Source organism: Candidatus Hydrogenedentota bacterium (assembly GCA_016791475.1).
GTDB lineage: Bacteria > Hydrogenedentota > Hydrogenedentia > Hydrogenedentales > JAEUWI01 > JAEUWI01.
The window spans coordinates 1-18,231 of sequence record JAEUWI010000002.1 but is presented as its reverse complement, the minus strand read 5'-3'; the positions used below and the strand labels follow the sequence as shown (position 1 = coordinate 18,231).

General features: G+C 60.5%; 16 protein-coding genes and 1 pseudogene. 5 read left to right on the top strand and 12 right to left on the bottom strand.

The window, feature by feature from the left end; translation table 11 throughout:
• The first annotated feature begins 178 nt into the window (after positions 1-178).
• On the top strand, positions 179-703 hold the full coding sequence (locus JNK74_01200; protein MBL7644781.1) for an ankyrin repeat domain-containing protein: 525 nt from the start codon (positions 179-181) through the stop codon (positions 701-703).
• A gap of 28 nt (positions 704-731) precedes the next feature.
• Here the strand turns inward: JNK74_01200 and JNK74_01195 are convergent, their stop codons facing one another.
• A complete protein-coding gene (locus tag JNK74_01195) occupies positions 732-2,402 on the bottom strand; it encodes a carboxypeptidase regulatory-like domain-containing protein (protein ID MBL7644780.1) in 1,671 nt (556 codons plus the stop codon).
• 271 nt (positions 2,403-2,673) lie between these two features.
• Here JNK74_01195 and JNK74_01190 point away from each other — a divergent pair, with 271 nt between their 5' ends.
• Complete coding sequence (locus JNK74_01190; protein ID MBL7644779.1) at positions 2,674-4,377, top strand: sodium:solute symporter family protein; 1,704 nt, start codon at positions 2,674-2,676, stop codon at positions 4,375-4,377.
• A 13-nt stretch (positions 4,378-4,390) separates the two neighbouring features.
• On the opposite strand, the gene JNK74_01185 is transcribed toward JNK74_01190, so the two are convergent.
• The 8 genes and pseudogenes from JNK74_01185 to JNK74_01150 form a co-directional block, all read right to left on the bottom strand.
• Positions 4,391-5,716 (bottom strand): SpoIIE family protein phosphatase, encoded by a 1,326-nt coding sequence (locus JNK74_01185; protein MBL7644778.1) that lies wholly within the window; start codon positions 5,714-5,716, stop codon positions 4,391-4,393.
• An 87-nt stretch (positions 5,717-5,803) separates the two neighbouring features.
• Complete coding sequence (locus JNK74_01180; GenBank protein MBL7644777.1) at positions 5,804-7,024, bottom strand: putative DNA binding domain-containing protein; 1,221 nt, start codon at positions 7,022-7,024, stop codon at positions 5,804-5,806.
• A gap of 81 nt (positions 7,025-7,105) precedes the next feature.
• Positions 7,106-8,047: an XcyI family restriction endonuclease gene (locus JNK74_01175; protein ID MBL7644776.1), complete on the bottom strand. Its 942-nt coding sequence runs from the start codon at positions 8,045-8,047 to the stop codon at positions 7,106-7,108.
• 40 nt (positions 8,048-8,087) lie between these two features.
• A complete protein-coding gene (locus tag JNK74_01170; GenBank protein MBL7644775.1) occupies positions 8,088-8,924 on the bottom strand; it encodes a site-specific DNA-methyltransferase in 837 nt (278 codons plus the stop codon).
• A gap of 133 nt (positions 8,925-9,057) precedes the next feature.
• Positions 9,058-10,734, bottom strand: a complete 1,677-nt coding sequence (gene ettA, locus JNK74_01165) for an energy-dependent translational throttle protein EttA (GenBank protein ID MBL7644774.1) — start codon at positions 10,732-10,734, stop codon at positions 9,058-9,060.
• A 131-nt stretch (positions 10,735-10,865) separates the two neighbouring features.
• The gene (locus JNK74_01160) at positions 10,866-11,240 is read right to left on the bottom strand and encodes an ankyrin repeat domain-containing protein (protein ID MBL7644773.1); all 375 of its coding nucleotides are present in this window, start codon (positions 11,238-11,240) and stop codon (positions 10,866-10,868) included.
• Positions 11,241-11,390: 150 nt separating this feature from the next.
• Positions 11,391-12,128 carry a hypothetical protein gene (locus JNK74_01155; protein MBL7644772.1) on the bottom strand — a complete coding sequence of 246 codons (738 nt, stop codon included), beginning with the start codon at positions 12,126-12,128 and terminating at the stop codon, positions 11,391-11,393.
• Positions 12,129-12,245: 117 nt separating this feature from the next.
• Positions 12,246-12,416 (bottom strand): annotated as a pseudogene (locus JNK74_01150) (prepilin-type N-terminal cleavage/methylation domain-containing protein).
• 463 nt (positions 12,417-12,879) lie between these two features.
• Here JNK74_01150 and JNK74_01145 point away from each other — a divergent pair.
• Positions 12,880-13,410, top strand: a complete 531-nt coding sequence (locus JNK74_01145; protein ID MBL7644771.1) for an NUDIX hydrolase — start codon at positions 12,880-12,882, stop codon at positions 13,408-13,410.
• On the top strand, positions 13,407-14,027 hold the full coding sequence (locus tag JNK74_01140) for a lysophospholipid acyltransferase family protein (protein MBL7644770.1): 621 nt from the start codon (positions 13,407-13,409) through the stop codon (positions 14,025-14,027). The genes JNK74_01145 and JNK74_01140 overlap by 4 nt, the downstream gene beginning before the upstream one ends.
• Positions 14,028-14,054: 27 nt before the next feature.
• Here the strand turns inward: JNK74_01140 and JNK74_01135 are convergent, their stop codons facing one another.
• The 3 genes from JNK74_01135 to JNK74_01125 form a co-directional block, all read right to left on the bottom strand.
• Positions 14,055-14,444, bottom strand: a complete 390-nt coding sequence (locus JNK74_01135) for a type II toxin-antitoxin system death-on-curing family toxin (protein MBL7644769.1) — start codon at positions 14,442-14,444, stop codon at positions 14,055-14,057.
• A 9-nt stretch (positions 14,445-14,453) separates the two neighbouring features.
• Positions 14,454-14,675 (bottom strand): AbrB/MazE/SpoVT family DNA-binding domain-containing protein, encoded by a 222-nt coding sequence (locus JNK74_01130; GenBank protein MBL7644768.1) that lies wholly within the window; start codon positions 14,673-14,675, stop codon positions 14,454-14,456.
• A 192-nt stretch (positions 14,676-14,867) separates the two neighbouring features.
• Positions 14,868-17,591: a glycoside hydrolase family 127 protein gene (locus JNK74_01125; GenBank protein ID MBL7644767.1), complete on the bottom strand. Its 2,724-nt coding sequence runs from the start codon at positions 17,589-17,591 to the stop codon at positions 14,868-14,870.
• Between the two features lie 198 nt (positions 17,592-17,789).
• Between JNK74_01125 and JNK74_01120 the strand changes: the two genes are divergently transcribed.
• Positions 17,790-18,231: transposase (locus JNK74_01120; protein ID MBL7644766.1), on the top strand; the 442-nt coding region annotated here is incomplete at its 3' end.

Genomic DNA, 18,231 nt, shown 5'->3' with positions numbered 1-18,231 from the left:
AGGCGGTCGCGGGGTGGCGTTTGGGACGGCAATCCGCACTATTCGTTCCAAACTGCCGCTGCAAGACAAAAATTTGGCTGAAATAAAGCACCGACCCCGATGGTATATTAATTGCTAGCCGTATGGGTGGTCTTTTTCAGGACCCAGTCGAATTACCCAAGACAGGAGAACGCTGCACATGGATCATCCCTGGATGTATACCATGGATACCTATGGCGAAACCCCCACGACTCGCGCGCGAAAAAGCGGCTATACCGTATTGGCGGAAATGTTGTTGAGCCAGGAGCGAGCCCTTACGGATAAGGAAAGCCCCACCGCGCCTGCGTCGGGAGGGGACAGCGCCTATTGGGGCATGAGCCACTCGGTGCACAAAATGGTGCTGGACGCGCCCGCCCCGGCCCGCCTGGATGACGATATTGACCGCCTGCTTCATCAGGCGACCCAGAATGGCGATGTCGAGCAAGTAAGAAACCTGCTCGATCAGGGCGCCAATGTGGACCATGAGAACGAACAGGGGCTGACCCCCCTGCACTGGAGTGCCTTGAACGGTCGCTCCGACCTGGCCGAAATCCTGATCGAGCATGGGGCCGCAATCAATCAGCGGGAGGGTTACACCGGCAAACTGACCCCCATGGCCATGGCCCTTCTCATGGGCTATGACGATGTCGTCGAGCTGATGGCGGCGCGCGGCGGCGTCTGCTGAAGTTACTCCGCTGAGTGAAGTCCCCGCCTCACGAGGCCGGAAAGCGAAGCATGATATCCTGCAGGCCCGAGGGGCCAATAGTAACGGGGCCAAACGTGGCTGATTCGTTTCCCAGCCGCACCGCTTGAATCTCCACCTGATCCGCCCCGTTAAATCCAGTCGCCAGAAACTGGCCCGACTGGTCCACGCCAAAGGTTAAAGAAGCTCCCGGTTGGTTCTGAATCCGCACCACCAGTATGGCTTCCGCCACGGGCCGCCCGTCCCCATCGAGTACCAGCCCCGCGAGCGACACGCTCGGCGCCTCGCGAAACACCGGCCCCGCCTGCGCCCCGCCCTCCCGCACCCCCACTGCACCGCCGCCTTCCGGCACAAAAACCCGGCCCTGACTGCGATCCGCCGCCGCCTGATACTCCCCGGGCGCGAGGGATTTGAACTGGTAATAGCCCGCCTGGTCCGTTTGAGCTTCGGCAACAGGCTCACGACCTTCTCGCGGGTACAGTTGTATGACCGCCCCGGGCACACCCACATCCGCCCCGGCCTCCAGAACCCGCCCCCGCAGCGCGCCCGATGGCCGCGCGCGCAATTGAAGCACCGGGGGCGCGGCGGCCACCGGCCCGGGGCCCGGCGTAGGCATGGCGGACTGATCGGTCGCCACGGCCGTCCCGGTGAGGGGGTCAATCTTCATGTTTCTCGAAAGCGGGGTGGCGGCCGGCGCGGCGTTCGGGCGCTGCTCGGACACGCTCACATTCAGCTCCGCGCGCAAATCCCCTGGTGCGAGACGAAGGGTGTACTCTCCGGGACGCAACGTATCGAAATTGAAGTAGCCCTGGCCATTCGCGCGCGCACGGTACACCTCACCCCCGTGATCAGCCGCCTGCAGTTCCACTTTGGCATTGTTGACCGGGCGTTCACCTTCATCGCGAATCACGCGGCCCGCCAGTTTCTCACCCCGTTCCAGCACCGCCCTGAAAATGCCGCTTTCATCGGCCGAGACCAATTTCGGGGCGTAGCCCGGGGCCGAGACGAGAAGTTGCCACGCCCCTGCGGGCAACAGGGGATGGGTGAACGTGCCGTCGGCCCCGGTCGTGACCGGCAAATGCCGGTAGGGCCCGGAATCATCCGGGAAATCGGCCGCGTGGATAGGAACTACCCGCGCATCGGGAACCGGCTTTCCATCCGCAGTCACTTCGCCCTTCCGGACCTCGATCGGCCGGAGGGCCACCTCTGCTTCGCTAAAGGCGCCGCGTTCGTCCACGCTAACCAAGGCCAGACCGTGGGTCTTTTCTTTCGAGGCAAGGAGGAGAAAATCACCCTGGGGCAAGGTGCGAAACTCGACCACCCCGTTCTCGCCGGAGGCCGCTTCCCAGTACGAGGGGTATTCCTTTTCGGCTTCAATGGGATTGGCTGTGGGGTCGACAGGGTTCACACGCAGGGTTGCCCCTTCGACGGCGGCGCCATCCCCGTCGCGTACGACGCAGCGCAGGAGGCCCGAGCCTTCCGCCGGATTCTTCTTCGGCTGCCGCTTGAACTCGCCCGACAGGAGCGCCTGGATCTTGTCTTCCTTGGTCACCGGCGCCTCGTTTCCACCGCCGCCCGGCGGAACCGTCGGCGCGCCGAGAAAGATTCCGAAGAGCAGCTTGAAACCCCAGAAGAGGGCCAGCAGGGTGAAAATGACAAAAAGCGTACCGTTGATGCGCATGGATCGTGAACTCCCGTATTCGACGGCCGGGCCGCGCAATAACCGTAACACGCGGACGGACACACGGCGGGCGGCGCTACCCCATACCTTACGCGGGGCGGACGCGGCAGTCAATGTGCCGAGGTGGCCAGAGCGAACGCATTAGAGTTGAGGGTATGACGCGGTACTCTCCAGCCCCAACATTTCCCCGCCGGCTTGACAGGGCTTGTCTCCCATGGACTACCATGGACATTTCGTGCACCGACATAGGAAACCGGACGGGAGACATGGCATGCTCGGATTGACCTCTTGGGATTGGCTGGCACTGTTTGCCTATCTGGTTTCCGTCACCGCGATCGGCCTGTGGACGGCGCGTCGCATCAAGGATACCGCCGATTTCTTCATGGGGGGTCGTAATTTCGGCAAGGTCTCCATGGTGTTCTTTTCCTTCGGCGCGGGCACCAGCGGCAACGACGCCGTGGGGGTGGCGGCGAAAACCTACACCAACGGCCTTTCCGGTATCTGGTACGCCTGGCTCTGGCTCTTCGCCACGCCCTTCTACTGGCTCATCGCGCCCGCCTTCCGCCGGATGCGCGCCCTCACCACGGGGGACTACTTCGAGTATCGCTATGACAAGAGCACGGCGGCACTCTATACCCTGGTGGGCGTGCTCCAGCTCTCCGTGAACATCGGCGTGATCATGCTGGCCTCTTCAAAATTCATCGAAGCCATCACCAATGGGGGCATCGGCCAGACAGCTTCGGTGCTTATCACCACGGTCCTGTTTGTCGCCTATGGCATGGCGGGAGGCCTGGCCGCCGCCATCGTGACCGATCTCATGCAGGGCATTCTCACCATCATCCTGTCGTTCATGATTCTGCCCGTGGCCTTGAAGGTCGTGGGCGGCTTCACGGGGCTTCACGAGACCATTACCGATCCCCACATGTTCAGCCTGGTTGCGCCCGGCGAAATCAATGGATTTCACATCGCCATGTTCGGTCTTAACGCCCTGATCGGCATTGTGACCCAGCCCCACATCATGGGCGTATGCGCGGCGGGCCGCTCGGAGCTCGACGGCCGCGTGGGCTTCGCCTGTGGCAACCTGCTCAAGCGGGTCTGCACCGTGGCCTGGATGCTTACCGGGCTCTGCGGTGTAGCGCTGTATATGAAGACCCGCCCTGACCTGCACCCCGACCTCGTCTATGGCCAGATGGCGCGCGAACTGCTCCCGACGATTCTGCCGGGCCTCGTGGGAATCTTCCTGGCCGCCCTCCTTGCCTCGGTCATGTCCTCCTGCGACGCCTTCATGGTCGCGTCCTCGGGGCTTTTTACTCAAAACTTCTATCGCCGTTATCTCGTGCGGGGCAGGGAAGAAGGGCACTACGTAAACGTGGGGCGGATCTCCGGTATGGTCATCGTAGTCGCCAGCATCATTTTTGCATTCGCCTTTGAGAATGTCCCGGCCGGCCTGGAAACCTTCTGGAAGATCCAGGCCATGATGGGCGCCGCCTTCTGGATCGGCCTCTACTGGCGGCGCGCCACCCCCGCCGGCGCGTGGGCCGGAACCCTGGGCGCGTTCGCCGTCGTGCTCTTGACCGGAACGGATGGATTTCATAGCTGGGCGGCAGCCAACCTGCCCGAGTTCATGATCTGGGAGGATAAGTTCCGGATCTCCTGGCAAATGTTCGCCTATCTCTCGACCGGATTCGGCCTGTGCATCGTGGTGAGCCTGATGACGCCGCGATTGCCCAAGGCGCAGCTTGACCGCTTCTACAACTGCCTCCATACGCCCGTGCGCGGGGACGAGCCCCACATGCCGGAACCTTTCACGCTGCCGGTCGGCGTCCAGCCGGATGTTCCCCGAAAACTCATCAACCACCCCGACTTCGAATTCCCCGTGCCTTCCGCGATCGGCCTGCTCGGATTCATCGCCCTCTGGGCCTGCGTGGGCATTATGGTGTGGTTCGTATTCGCCATGGCCCGCTGGGGAACCTGAGGAGAATCCCCGGCTACGGCAACACTTCGAGCGATACGAGCGAGATGTCGTCGTCGAAACGTGAACTTCCCCGGAAGGACTCCAGTTCACGCATGAGCTTGTCCTGGCAGTCGGCGAGGGGGCAATCGCCACCGCACTGAAGACTCTCGAGAAGACGCGGCACGCCAAAGAGTTCCCGCTTTTCGTTCATCGCCTCGGTCACCCCATCGGAATAGAGGTGAAGACGATCACCGGGGGCGAGCTGGATGCACTGCTCCACATAGGGCTCCAGCGCCAGCCCGATGGGCATGCCGGTACTCCGGGTAATCACCGGGGCCTGCCCCCGGGCGAAGTGAGCCGGACCGGGGTGGCCGGCGGAGACATAGCGAAATTCCAGGGTTACCGTGTCCAACACACCATAGATCAGCGTGAAGAACTGGCCCGTTTCCGCGTCCCAGGGAAAATGGACATTGAGCTCTTCCGCCACGCGCGCGGGCGACACCACGGCATAGTCGGAGGACGACTCGTCCTCCTCGCGCACCAGCGACGAAGAAAGCGCCTTGGGCGAGAGCATGCGGCTGACCGATACGGCCATCAAGGCGGCGGCGGTGCCATGGCCGGAGACATCGAGCAGGTAAAGCCCCACGGACTGTCGGTTGATCCGGAAAATATTGAGGATATCGCCGGCCAGTTCATCGCAGGGCTTGAATTTCCAGGCGAAATCCACGCCCTTCACCCGGGGCAGATGCTCGGGCAGGAGGGCGTACTGCACCTTGGCCGCGGTTTCCAGATTGCGCTTCATACGGCGATTCACGCGCGTCAATTGGACGTTGGTTTTTTCCAGCAGTTCCAGAGCGGTCTGAACATCGGCGTTGGACTGGGTGCGATCGCTCACGTCGGATTGAATGGCCACGAAGTGGGTAATCTCCCCCGCCTCGTTTCGGATGGGGTTCAACGAGATGCGATTCCAGAAGGGCGAGCCGTCCTTGCGATAGCTGACGAGTTCGGCGGTGTAAGATCGGCGTTCCTCGATGGCGCGGCGGATCCGCAGGAGCGTGCCCGGATCAGTTTCGGGGCCGTGGATAAACCGCGCGCTCTTCTTCAGCACTTCGGCCCGGCTGTAACCCGTCTGGCGCTCAAAGCCCGCATTGACATAGACGATGGGCGTATTCGGTTCCCGAACATCGAAAATAACGATGCCCTCATCCGTCGCCTCCATGGCGCGCTCGCGCAGATCGAGGTCGGCGTGGATGCGCAGAAACTCACGGCGAAAGCCCTCCGCCTCGCTGGCGTAGCGGGTGAGTTGCTCCCGCAACGCGGCCATTTCCGCGGCGGTATCGATGGTGGGTTGGTCTGGCATGATTCGTTCTGGGTTGGGTGGCGCAGGGCAGCGCCGGAAAGTCACGAAGGGAATCGTAGCAGACCCGGGCGCATGCATACCATGGAGTCAGACCGCAGCATTGCCCCGAGGCAATACGGTCTTGACATAATCTTCGGTTGCCTCGAAAATAGGGTCGACGCCGTTCTCCCGGCGCATCAGCGGGATTATCTTCGTTCGGACGCCCATGCCGCGAGCATCCACATAGCCGTAGTCGCGCAATACGTCCAGTATCACCTGATTTCGCATGGACCGCTGGCCCGCCACCATTTTCTCCACCGTCATGGAATTGGGCAGAGGGCCGGGGCTGATGCATTCCAATCGATCGGCATAGACCGTAATCTCGATGTCTACAGGACGGGTCCAATCGCGGTGGGCCAAGGCGTTAATTAGCACTTCACGAATAACCTCCGGCGGATAGTGCCATTGCCGACTGCGGCGAAAATCCGCGGCAACCGTGTCCGTCTCCTCGGAAATAAGTTCTTGAATGTGACTGGTAAACAGTTCGATCAGGCCATCCTGCTGACCGGAACGCAGCGCCACCAACGGGCCGTCGAGCACCTTGTCAAAACGCGCCTTGTAGTCCTTGTCGGTGCCGTCAAACGCCATCAAGCGAATGCCCGCCTGCCGAAAATAGCGCCGAGGCGCATAGCCAAACAAGGCGAGTCCGGCGATGGTTGCGGATTGGCGCGCGGCGTTCGCATCCGCCATGAGACCCAGTCCGACAAGACGCGCGCGCCACGCATCATCGGAATCCGGCAGGGTCGGGTCGTTCAATATGCGACTCAGATAGTCGCGGATGCGCTCGAGGTCCAAGCAGTCCAAGGTCGTTCCCGGCACGGCCAGCAGCTCGGCATGAATCATGCCCCCGGCTGCATAGAGGCGCGCTTGCTGCTCTCGAGTCGCAACGCGGGATGTGCTACCCAGGCGAATATAAATTTCCTCCCGCGAATTGTGACGCAGCACATAGGGCTTGGAGGGACCCTGGGGAAAAGTGATTACCGCCACGCGCTTTCCCCAGTCCAGTTCAATCTCTTCATAGAACGGCACCATCATCGGATGCACCTTCGCGGCAAACACGGCGTCCATGATCCATGCTTCCAACTTCGGGCGCTGGATACCGCTGATAGAGCCGTCGTCCTCAACACCCAGAAGAATGCAGCCACCATAGGCGTTCGCCATCGCGACGACCTCTTTGGCAAGTTGCTCCGGGCGGCAGTCGTCCCGCTTGAACTCCACACCGGAGTTTTCGCCGTTGGCGACTATTTCAAGAAGTGTCGATTTGTCCATGGGGACTCCAGTTAATGCCCACGCGACATAATCTTATCAGAATATGTCTGTCTGGATAGATTTCAGCACGATGTTGAAAGCCTATCCGCTGATCCCCGCTGCACCAATGATTCGACTCCGGAAGTCGGAATACTCGGGACCTTCCGCCGCGCTGAGGGAATCCATCGTGTAAAATCGGTCCGTCGACGGCGATTCCTGGTGCGCCATCGCCGGATCAAATCGGGACACATTTACGACCGTCCAGCACTCCACAAAACCTCGCGCCCGTGCTTTCTGGTGGCTCTTCTCCGCTTCGCCAATTCGATTGTGAATATTCGAGAAATCGGTGCCGCCTTTGACTTCAATCGCAATCAAATCGCGGTGTCCGCCTCCGGACATTTCTTCCCGAATTACAATGTCGGGATCCGCCGAAAATTGAATCGAAACCACACGTCCCGCCGCGTTGGTGAGCACAATACGATTACCTTCGGCGCTCCTTACGTGTTCCCGAACAATTTCGTGAATCACGTCAAATACGGTGCTGATAGCAGTCATGCCTTTCTTCACATTTTCCCCGCCCCGCAATTGAGGGCCGAGTGTGAGTAAGGTCAGATCGTCGAGGAGCGACATACTCATCCGATCACTGCCCACACCTTCCATAAGCCGGGCGGCCATTTCATTCAGGCCCGCGCACAACTCTTCCAACCGCGGCACCAACACGGGTGCTAGTATGCCCGCTTCTTCCATTCGCTTGAATGCGATAAGCCCCGTTTCGCCCGTGTAGAAGATCTTCTTGCTGTGCCCGAGAAGCATTCGGTAGTAGCCCAGCAATCGGGGGTTCTCATTGAGAATGCAAGGAACGGCAAAGAGCAGCTCACCTCTCAGGCCCTTTCTGGCAAGAGCCTTTAGTGACTCCGCCGGGGCCAACGACACCAGCTCCCGATCAATCTGACTCAACTCCAATTGATCTACGGTGTCGCCGAGCGCTTCCTGCAGCATGGTCTTGCGGAGGTGCAGCAAGGCCATGGAAAAATCCGCTTGCATCGTCGGGTCGGGAATGCATATCGGCTTTTGCGATCCCAATTTACACAACAACCCGGGCGGGCGAGTTTTCCAAGGCCGTCAAACGCTCCAAGGCAATGCCTACGTACTCGCTGTTCAGTTCGATGCCCACATAGTTGCGCCCCGTGTCTTGACAAACAACGCCAACCGTTCCAGAACCAAAAAACGGGTCCATCACCATGTCCCCCGGCTTACTACCCGCCAGGATACAGGGCCGCACCAGTTCAGTGGGAAAGGTGGCAAAATGCGCTTTGGGAAAAGCCTGGGTATTCACATCCCAGACCGACCGGCGGTTGCGCTTGCTCGTGCCCGTGGATTCCTTCACCGATTCGACGTCGTAGTAGTACCTCTCCGATTTGGTCATCATAAAAACATACTCGTGGGAGCGGGTAGGGCGATCCTTGACGCTCTCCGGCATGGCGTTAGGCTTGTTCCAAATGATGTCGGTGCGCAAGTACCAGCCCCGGTCTTGCAATGCGAAGGCCAGGCGCCACGGAACGCCCATCAGATCTTTGGACTTAAGCCCTTCCGGCGTATCTGGCCGCACGCTCATCGCCCGGGCCGGATTTTTTTTGTCGGGTGCGCGCCAGCCGCGATTGCCGCTGGTGTAGCCGTCGCCAATGTTCAGCCAGAGTGTGCCATCGTCCTTCAACACGCGGCGAACCTCTTCGAACACATCCGCAAGGCCATTGATGAACTCGGGCAGGGTCTTCTCCAAGCCAATCTGTCCATCGATGCCGTAGTCGCGCAAGCCCCAGTAGGGGGGTGACGTCACAACGCACTGGACGGACCGTGCAGGAAGACGTCTCAGCACGGAGAGGGCATCGCCCTCAAAGATCGTGGAACCGTTGAGCGCCAGGCGCCCGGTACCCTCTGGTCTTCGTGCTTCCACTACAGATAACTCCCGGCTACGCGATTGTGGCCCATGTTCCTTGGAAATAGTATCACCTCTGGCTGAAAAAATACAGAATATTTTTTCAGCCCTATGAAAACTACTTCCGCAGCTTCCGATACCGCGCGCGGCGGTTTTCAAACAGCTTGCTGCCCAGTTCCTTCACGCGCCAGGCCTCGTATTCCTGATAGTTCCCCTCAAACCACCGCACGTTGCCTTCGCCCTCAAATACGAGGAGGTGGGTGCAGACGCGGTCAAGGAAGAAGCGGTCGTGACTGATGACGAGGGCGCAGCCACCGAAGTTGAGCAGGGCCTCTTCGAGGAGGCGCAGGGTGTTGACGTCGAGGTCGTTGGTCGGTTCGTCGAGGAGCAGGACGTTGCCGCCCTCTTTCAGCAACTTGGCCAGGTTGCAGCGGTTGCGTTCGCCGCCGGAGAGCTGGTTGGCCATTTTCTGCTGGTCCGCGCCCTTGAATCCGAAGCGGGCGAGGTACTGGCGCACGGCCACTTCCTGCTTGCCCAGCTTCACGAAATCCGCGCCGCCCGCCACTTCGTCGATGAGGCTCACATCGCCCGCGATGGAGCTGCGTTCCTGATCGACATAGGAGAGACTGACCGAGGGACCCACAAAGACCTCGCCCGCGTCGGCCTTTTCCTGGTCCATGATCATGCGGAACAGCGTCGTTTTGCCGGTGCCGTTCGGACCCACGAGACCGACAATCGCGGAACGGGGAATGATGAAGTCGAGATCCTTGTAGAGCACGTCGTCGCCGTAGGCCTTGGCAACCTTGCGGCATTCGATGACCTGCTGGCCCAGCTCCGGGCCGGGGGCGATCTGGATGGTGGCGCTGTCGGCATTCTGTGCGGCGGCTTCCTTGGCGAGCATCTGCTCGTACTCCGCGAGGCGCGCGCGGTTGAGTTCGTGGCGGTCGGCGCTGCTCATACGGATCCACTTCAACTCGCGTTCCAGGGCCTGAGCGCGCGCGGAGCCCTTTTTCTCCTGGGCGGCCATCTTCTCCAGCTTCTGAGAGAGCCACTCGGAATAGTTGCCCTGCCACGGCACGCCCTGGCCGTGATCCAGCTCCAGAATCCACTTGGTCACGTTGTCCAGGAAGTAGCGGTCGTGTGTCACGATGATGACGGTGCCGGGATAGTCGCGCAACTGCACTTCGAGCCAGTCCACCGTCTCCGCATCGAGATGGTTGGTGGGTTCGTCGAGCAGCAGCAGATCGGGCTTCTCCAGCAGGGCCTTGCACAACGCTACACGGCGCTTTTCACCGCCGGAGAGCACACCAATCTTACGATCATCTTCCGGAAGGCAGAGCGCTTCACTGGCCTGATTCAGCACCTGCTCCAGATTCCACGCGTCGGCAGCGTCGAGCTTGTCCTGGAGTACCCCCATCTTCTCGATGCAGGCTTCCATTTCCTCGTCGGTCATGGGCTCGGCCATCTTCATGCCCAATGCCTCAAAGTCTTTGAGCATACCCACCGTCTCGGCGAATGCGCCTTCGAGGGCCTCGCGCACCGTGAGCTCGGGGTCAAGGATGGGCTCCTGCAACACAATGCCGCGCGTGAAGCCCTTGGTCAGCTCGGCCTTGCCGAGGAAATCATCGTCCAGGCCCGCCATGATTTTGAGCACCGTGGATTTACCGGAGCCGTTCTCGCCCACGATGCCAATTTTGGCGCCGGGATAGAAGCTCAGGTTGATGTCTTTAAGCACCTGCTTCTGGCCGTAGTACTTGTTCAGACCGTACATTGTGAAGATGAATTGTTCTGCCATGGGTCCTCATTCGGGCATGACCGGGCAAGCCGGGTGGGTGGAATTACGTGGGGGAAAAGCGCCGCGTATTGTAATCGCTTGCCCGCGATCCCGTCAAACCCATGGCGATTCCCGGCATGACGCACAGGCGCTCAGTAGGTTACCAGCTCCTCGTTCCGAAGCACTTCCAGGACATCGGGGTTGCCGAGCTGAATTGCGGCGTCAACCGCCGTTACCCCCTGCTTGTCGGGAATGAAGCCATCGGCGCGGTAGTTGACGATCAACAGCTCCACCAAGGCATGCTGGTTTCCTTCCACGGCGTGATGGAGCAGGGTCTTGCCCTGCGCGTCCGGCGTGTTCACGTCAAATCCACTCTCGATCCCCTGCCGCACCTTTCCGATTTCGCCCTGGGCGGCCTGGGTGTAGATGGAACCCTGTCCTTCCGTCTCCACGCCACTGCCGCAGCCCGCAGACCCGAATATCATCAAGAGCAAGGTCATGCTTGCCCAAACTACGCGTGAACGCATAGATTTTAGTCCTCGCCTGCGGGCCGAAATGGGGCCGGTCCCGCCCGCGTTCAATGTCGGGAGCCTGCCCCGACGCGCCGTTGTCATGGGCGGCTGGAACTCCCGGATTTCTCCAGAAGCTCCAGCCGCGGTACATCGTGAGGTAATGGCTCAGCCCGTGTACTGGGCGCCGCTGCCCAGGACCGCACGGCTGGTCGGGAATCCTTTGCCGCCGTCTTCCGACGGATACTTGCTGAATTCCACGTGACCATCCATGAAGAGGATGTTCGCGCCGCCGGGAACGTGGGTGAAGTCGTTCGGCAGCACAGCCCCGGTCGTAGAGACTCGGGCCGTGTCCCACATCGCGGCGATGGAGGACTGGGCCTTAGCGCTGGCGCCCGCATTGTTGATGTCGGTGATCATGAAGCGCTCGATGCCTTCTTTGAGATGAAGGAAGGTCGGCACTTCTCCCGTGGTGAGGGCTACGTTAAGCGCGAAGTCCCGATCGGCATTTAGCAGGCACCCGCCACCGGAGGCGGCCGGGGTGGCGCTGTCATAACCCTTATGAAGGAAATCGAACACGGTCTTCGCATTCGCCGGCAGGGCCACCCATTCGGGCTTGATCACCACGGCCCAGTAGGAGTACGACCAGTCGGCCCCGTAGGCATAGCAGTTGGATGGGTCGAGCTCGCAGGCGTTGTTGTCCGCCAGGGAAAGCTTGTTGGCCACGGGATAGGGCGTACCCGCCCAGCCCGTGCCGACCTTGCGCAGCAGTCCCCCCTTGTCAAAGGAGGTCTTCAGCGCCTTGTCCGCACCCAACTGATCCAGGGGCTGCTGGCCGCCGCCCGCGTCCGACGGGCAGGAGTAGATGTTCCAGTCGGTCAGATATTCCGGCCACAACACCATCATGTCGATGCCGTGCCAGACACGAACACTGCCCGGAGTGGCGGGATTGTAGTTGTTGTCGTAGCGCGTGGTGCGCCGGGGCCAGGCCCCCTTGTTTTCGTCGGCAAACATCTTGTGGATGATGCCGAACTGCTTGAGGTTGTTCTGGCAGCTTGCGCGACGGGCCGCCTCGCGGGCTCGCGCCAGTGCCGGCAGCAGGATCGCCGCCAGGATACCGATGATTGCAATTACGACCAGGAGCTCGATCAGTGTAAAGCCCCGGCGCTTTCTTCCCTCTGCATTCTTATTCATGAGTATTATCCTTGTTGTTGGTATGAAACGTATGACACTTTTATAGCACTATGATACATTTTGAAACAACGCGACCCTCCTTTCTTTCATACGGAGCGGACTGGACGTCTTCACGGCGCGCATCGGGAACACACCACGCCTCACGAGACGGGGCGATGAATCCCACCGGGCTGCGGAAGGGCGCAAGCACGAATGCGCCCGACTGCGGATTCCCGAAACGATACACGCCTGTTTGCAGGGCTGCTAACCTGCAAGCTCCTTTATACGCCACTTGCACTGTTCTGTCAAGGGTTATTTGATAATCGCAGTATACGCATTAAGGATTCATGAGCACAGCATGGGACCAACCGCAGACCCTTCCTGCCCAATATCCATTGCGACACGGCGGAACCGGGCGCTATACTCCGCCCGGTGGGGGCGGGCAAATTGAGCGTGCCCGACGCGGCACGGGAGAGATCGCTGGATGAAAATACTCGGTGAAGGCCGCTTTGTTCGGCTCCTCGAGAACGACGGCTATGAATACGCCGAGCGCAAGGGCTGTACGGGCATCATATCGGTGGTGGCGGTGACGGATCGCAATGAACTGATATTCGTGGAGCAGTTCCGGCCCGCCCTCGGCTCGCGTACCATCGAGCTGGTTGCCGGACTTGCGGGTGACGAGGGGCCAGAGTCTCTGGAAGAAGCCGCACGGCGCGAACTGCTGGAAGAGGCGGGCTATGCCGCGTCGTCGCTTGAATTGCTGTTCGTCGGTCCCAGCGCGGGCGGCATCAGCACCTCCCGGGTGCACTTCTACCTCGCTCAAGGCGCGACCAAAGCCCACGAGGGCGGCGGCGTGGAGGGGGAAGATATTACGGTCCACGTGATCCCCCGTGCGGAGGCCTATGCCTGGCTTCAATCTCGCGCTCGGAGCGAAACACTGGTGGATCCAAAAGTGTTCCTCGGCATTGCCGTGGCCCATCTGGGCTGGAACGGCGCCACGCAGCCCGTACGATGACCCCGCCCCACCGCACCATTGAACGCCACTTCGGCCAGGTGAGCCGCACCATGCAATGGATCTGCCGTGGGCTGCTCCGGCTCCTGGGCTGGACGCCCACCGGCGTATTTCCCGAGGACCCGAGGCTGGTGGCGATCTTCGCGCCTCACACATCGAACTGGGACTTCGTGATTATCTTCCTCATGGTGACGGCCCGGGGTATCAAGGGAAACTTCTTCGCAAAGCACACCCTCTGTCGTCCGCCGCTGGGCTGGTTCATGCGCGCGGTCGGCGCCATACCCGTGGTGCGGCGGCGGACGGAGCACCTGGTGGACAGCGCGGTGGAAGCGCTGGCGGGCCATGAACAGTTCTACCTCGGCCTCGCGCCCGAGGGCACGCGCCGTTACACCGATCACTGGCGCACGGGCTTCTATCACATTGCAGAGCGATCCGGCGCACGAATCGTGCTGATGTATGCGGACTATGCGAAGAAGGAAACGGGTTTCGGGCCGACCATCGCGCCGTCGGGAGACATGGAGCGGGATTTTGAAGTTATCCGGAGCTTTTACGCGGACAAGACGCCGAAAAGGCCGGAGAACCGCAGTGATGCGGTGTTGGGGACGCCGCGGGGATACTAAAGAGTAGTGACGTGCACATGCTGTTCTTCACAACGAAACGAAGTGCTCAGCAAACCAGTGTACGAGTTCATCCTCGGGCATTTGTCCGCTGGCCAGTGCCAACATAGCCTTAATTTTTTCCGCCGGAGACGCGACGATATCGTGCCCGTTCTTCTGAAGAAATGTGCGCGCCACCACATACGCAACGCGCTTATTTCCGTCGACAAAAGGATGATTTCGCGAAATGCCATAGCAATAGCTTGCCGCAAGCCGCGAAAGCGGCACATCGAGCTCATACAAAAATAGATTCCTCGGGCGCGTCATGGCCGAATCCAACAACCCCACGTCGCGAACGCCATCCGAACCGCCAAATTCAGCGATCTGGAATTCATGAAGCAAGATCGCGGCTTCAAGCGTTATCCATCGAGGTTCGTCCATCTAAGTGCCTCACTCGGCGAGCTTCTTGAGCACTTCGTGGTCCTCTTCCATCACGCGCTTTGCGATAGCGAGCGTTTCGGCCAAATCCGCGTCATAAGCAGATAGACGGGCGCCGTTGGGTGATTCCGTCAGATACACTTTATCGCCATCTTTCAGTTGACGGCTCTCCATAAAATCGGCGGGCAGAATCACGGCAAACGTGTTACCAACTTTAGTAATTGTCAGTTCCATATCAGATGCTCCTTTTACTGAATTATAGCACGAACGATATGCGCATTCTGGCAGCGGAATTTAGACGGTTCGGGGTTGATGCCCACAGATCCAGATCCCGCCCCTAACGGATCGATACAGCCACCGATGACGCGTTGGGTTCGCCCGGTCGGATCAGGAGGAATGACCTGGCGGTCATTTTTGCTTTCCGGGTCACTGCACCGCCTCAATCCCTTGGAGGCGCTGTATCGCCGCGTCGGTCAGTGCGCCGGCGTAGAAGCGCACATCGGAAATCGCGCCCTGATAGCCTTCCAGTTCACCGAAGTTGGGATTGCAGCCGAGGCCGATCTTCGTGGCGGAGGTCTTGAGCTCTTCCGGCACCGTGGTGGTGTGGATCAACGCGCCATTGACGTAGAGCCGGAGCTGAGTCTCTTCCTTCACCACGGCCACGTGAGTCCATTCGCCGTCCTTCAATTCAGCGCCTGGGCAGTGAGCGCCGCCGTCGGGCATTTCTATATTGGCCACGAGTCGCTTGTTCTGCACCGACACACGCAGAGGATCATCGGAGCCCTGGGCCCAGGCGGAAAAGATATGGTGCCACTTGTCGTCGTTCGCCGCGAGGTTGTCCGGCGCGAACCAGGCGCTGAGGCTGTAGTTCCGTGCCGGGAAGGCGCCGATGTCGTAGACCAGTTTCGTCTTTCGACCATCGAAGTAGAGCGCACCGTTTTCTTTGCCATCGCGGCCGGGCACCGCGCGGGCATGTTCATTGATGATCAGATTGCCTGTGAGGGCGGCGGACTTGCCGTGGAGCGGCGCATCGAGGAGCAAGCCCGACTCCGCTTCGGGCAGGGCGGGATCGATGGTGAATTTGAAGGGGCCGTTCTGGCTGCCCGCCTCGCCCCCGGGACCCGTGGCGTTCACGGTCCAATAGAGATCCCCCCGCTCCGCAGGCGGGCGATAGAAATGGGCGGTCTTTTCCAGATTCGTGATCGTGTCCACCACATCATTCATGGCGGCATCGCGGGCAACGGTGAGGGTGTAACGCAGGTCCTTTCCGGCGGGGCTCCACTGGAGGAACACCTCTCCTTTCGGCAGCGTGTCACCGTGACCGGGCCGCATGAGATTCATGGCCACCGGGGGCAGATTTTTCATCGGCAACCAGGACTGGTAGTAGGTGCCGTGGGCGCCCGCCGTCGCATAGTCCACCAACTGAAGCGGCCCCTTGTCAGTATCAACACTGAACAGCACCATGGGGTGGAATCGCGCATCGGTTGTGGCCGGTTTCGCGTTCAGCGACTGGAGATCGAGCGCGGGCAGCTCCGCCGGGTCAAGGGTGTTGTGCTTCTGGTCATAGGCCAGCAGCAGGGGACCGCGATAAAGCGAGCCGCGAAAGTCCACGTAGTGATCACCCGCGAGGGTGTGGAAGGTCATGTCGAAATCGAGCGTAACCGTATCGCCCGGTTTCCAGGAACGGCGCAAGGCAAGGTAGTCGCCCGCCTTTGGTTCGGGCAACGCGTCGCCGTTGAGCGAGGCTTTCGTTGCGTGGGACCACGCGGGGATACGGAAGTAGAGCGTGGTCTCCTCCGAAGTGCCCGGTTCCACCGAGATCGCCACGTTGCCCTCGGCGGGATACTCCGTCGTCTGGGTGAGAGTCCAGGTTCGCAGGTTGTCGGACTCCACCTTTACCGTGCCCGGTCCGTAGTAGTTCACGTAGAGGCCGTCGGTACTCTCCAACACGCCCCAGTCCGCGATGATGCTGAGACCCCGCGCGCCATTGACCGAGCAGCAGTTCAATTCAGGCGTGCCCTCGCGCGATTGAAACACGATGGTGTGGGCCGAGGCCGGGCGCTTGCCGTCCATCGGCGTGTCGTAGGTGCACCAGCGACCGCTGGGATGCTCATAGCCCAGCACGGTATTCAGTGTGGCCAGTTCAATGGCGTCGGCGATCGTGGAATCGGCGGAAAGGCGCAGGGCATCCACGCTGTAGGCAATCCACGCCACCGTGCAACAGGTTTCAATCGCGCCGGGCTTGAAAGGATTACCGATGGCACCTTCCCCCGTGGAAAAGCTGCCGGCGTTGTGAATGTCGGATTCGCGGATGCTGTGCCAGAAATGAAGCAGCGCGTCGCGATACTTTTCCTCGCTGGTGATCCGGTAAAGCTCGCCGAGACCTTGCATGGAGTGGAGGCTTTCCCAACGCGGCTTCGGTGTTTTGTAAAAGGGCACCTTGTCCACACCGGTGCGCAGGTAGTCACCCGCGGGCGCCTTTTCCCAGTCTTTCTCGATTTCCTTCATCAGGCGGAAGTACCGTTCGTTGCCTGTCTCGCGATGGAGAATACCCAGAGCGTGCATGATCGCCATGTTCATCTCGTGACTGCCCGCATCGTGGACCCGTTTGTCGGTGTCGAGGTACGTGTTGCAGATAAAGTCCGCCGCCTTCGTTGCGGCGTCGAGCGCGGCTTGGTCGCCCGTTGCCTTGTACCAGGCATGCAACGCGTAGAGCACGTGATAGTGTCCCCATAAATCCCACTGGCCCAGCAGCCGCTCGTCTTTTCGGAAGGGCCCAAGATAGCCCTCGGGACTCTGGGTGGAAATCAGCTCGGCGACCACGGCCTCCACCTGCGCACGCAACTCGGGGCTGTCGGTAAACTGGAGCAGTTGAATGGCCGATTGAAGGTATTTCCCCACAAACTCGCCGGCCCACGGCACGGGATTCGCATAGGCCGGATCGCGATCACGCAGACGAAACATCTCCAGCAGCGCGGGGTTGGCGTCGGGCATGGGCAGCACCCAGTTCTCAAGCACGGCATCCGTGCGCCGGCCCACCTCGCCTTCGAGGCGTAACGTCGCGTGGGGGATGGCGAGTTCTTCCGCCAGGGTGTTGGCAGTGCAGAGCGCCGCCACGGCAATGAAGGCGGCCTGAATCATTCGGGGCATGGTGATCTCTCCTCGTTGGGGCAAACCGCTATGGTAGCGAAAAGCCGTGGCGGTGTCGAATGATCGAATTGCCTCACAATAAATCTACTCGAAATGTATTCGTTGCCTCACGAAGGAAATCTATCCGAAACGGGCTGGGTCCAGCTGGCACAATTACCCTCCTTGCAACCGCACTGGAGGGTCTGGATGAGACTTCGAATGAAAGAACGTCGCGTGGTGACGAAGGCATTGGCATTGCAGTATCAGCGTGGGGGAAAAAAGGAGCGCGGTGAGATTCTGGACCGTTTCGTGGATATGACGGGTTACAACCGTTCGTACGCGGCGGGCCTGTTGCGCAATCATGGGAAGCGTGTGGAAGTAACGCCGGGTGTGGTGCTGGAAGGGAACATCCGCGCGAGGCGGGAGACCTCGCCTCGCAAGTCGGTGTACGGCCCGGAAGAGGTCAAGGCTCTGAAGAAGGTTTGGACGATTATGGACCAGATTTGCGGCAAACGCCTTGCCCCGCAGTTGCCCGAGCTGGTTCCGCGCCTTGTTCGCCAAAGCGAGCTCAAGGCCAGCAAGGCGACCTGCGAGAAGCTTGGACGGATGAGCGCCGCTACGGTGGACCGGCTGCTTGAGGCGGAGCGTAGGAAGTCGTCCC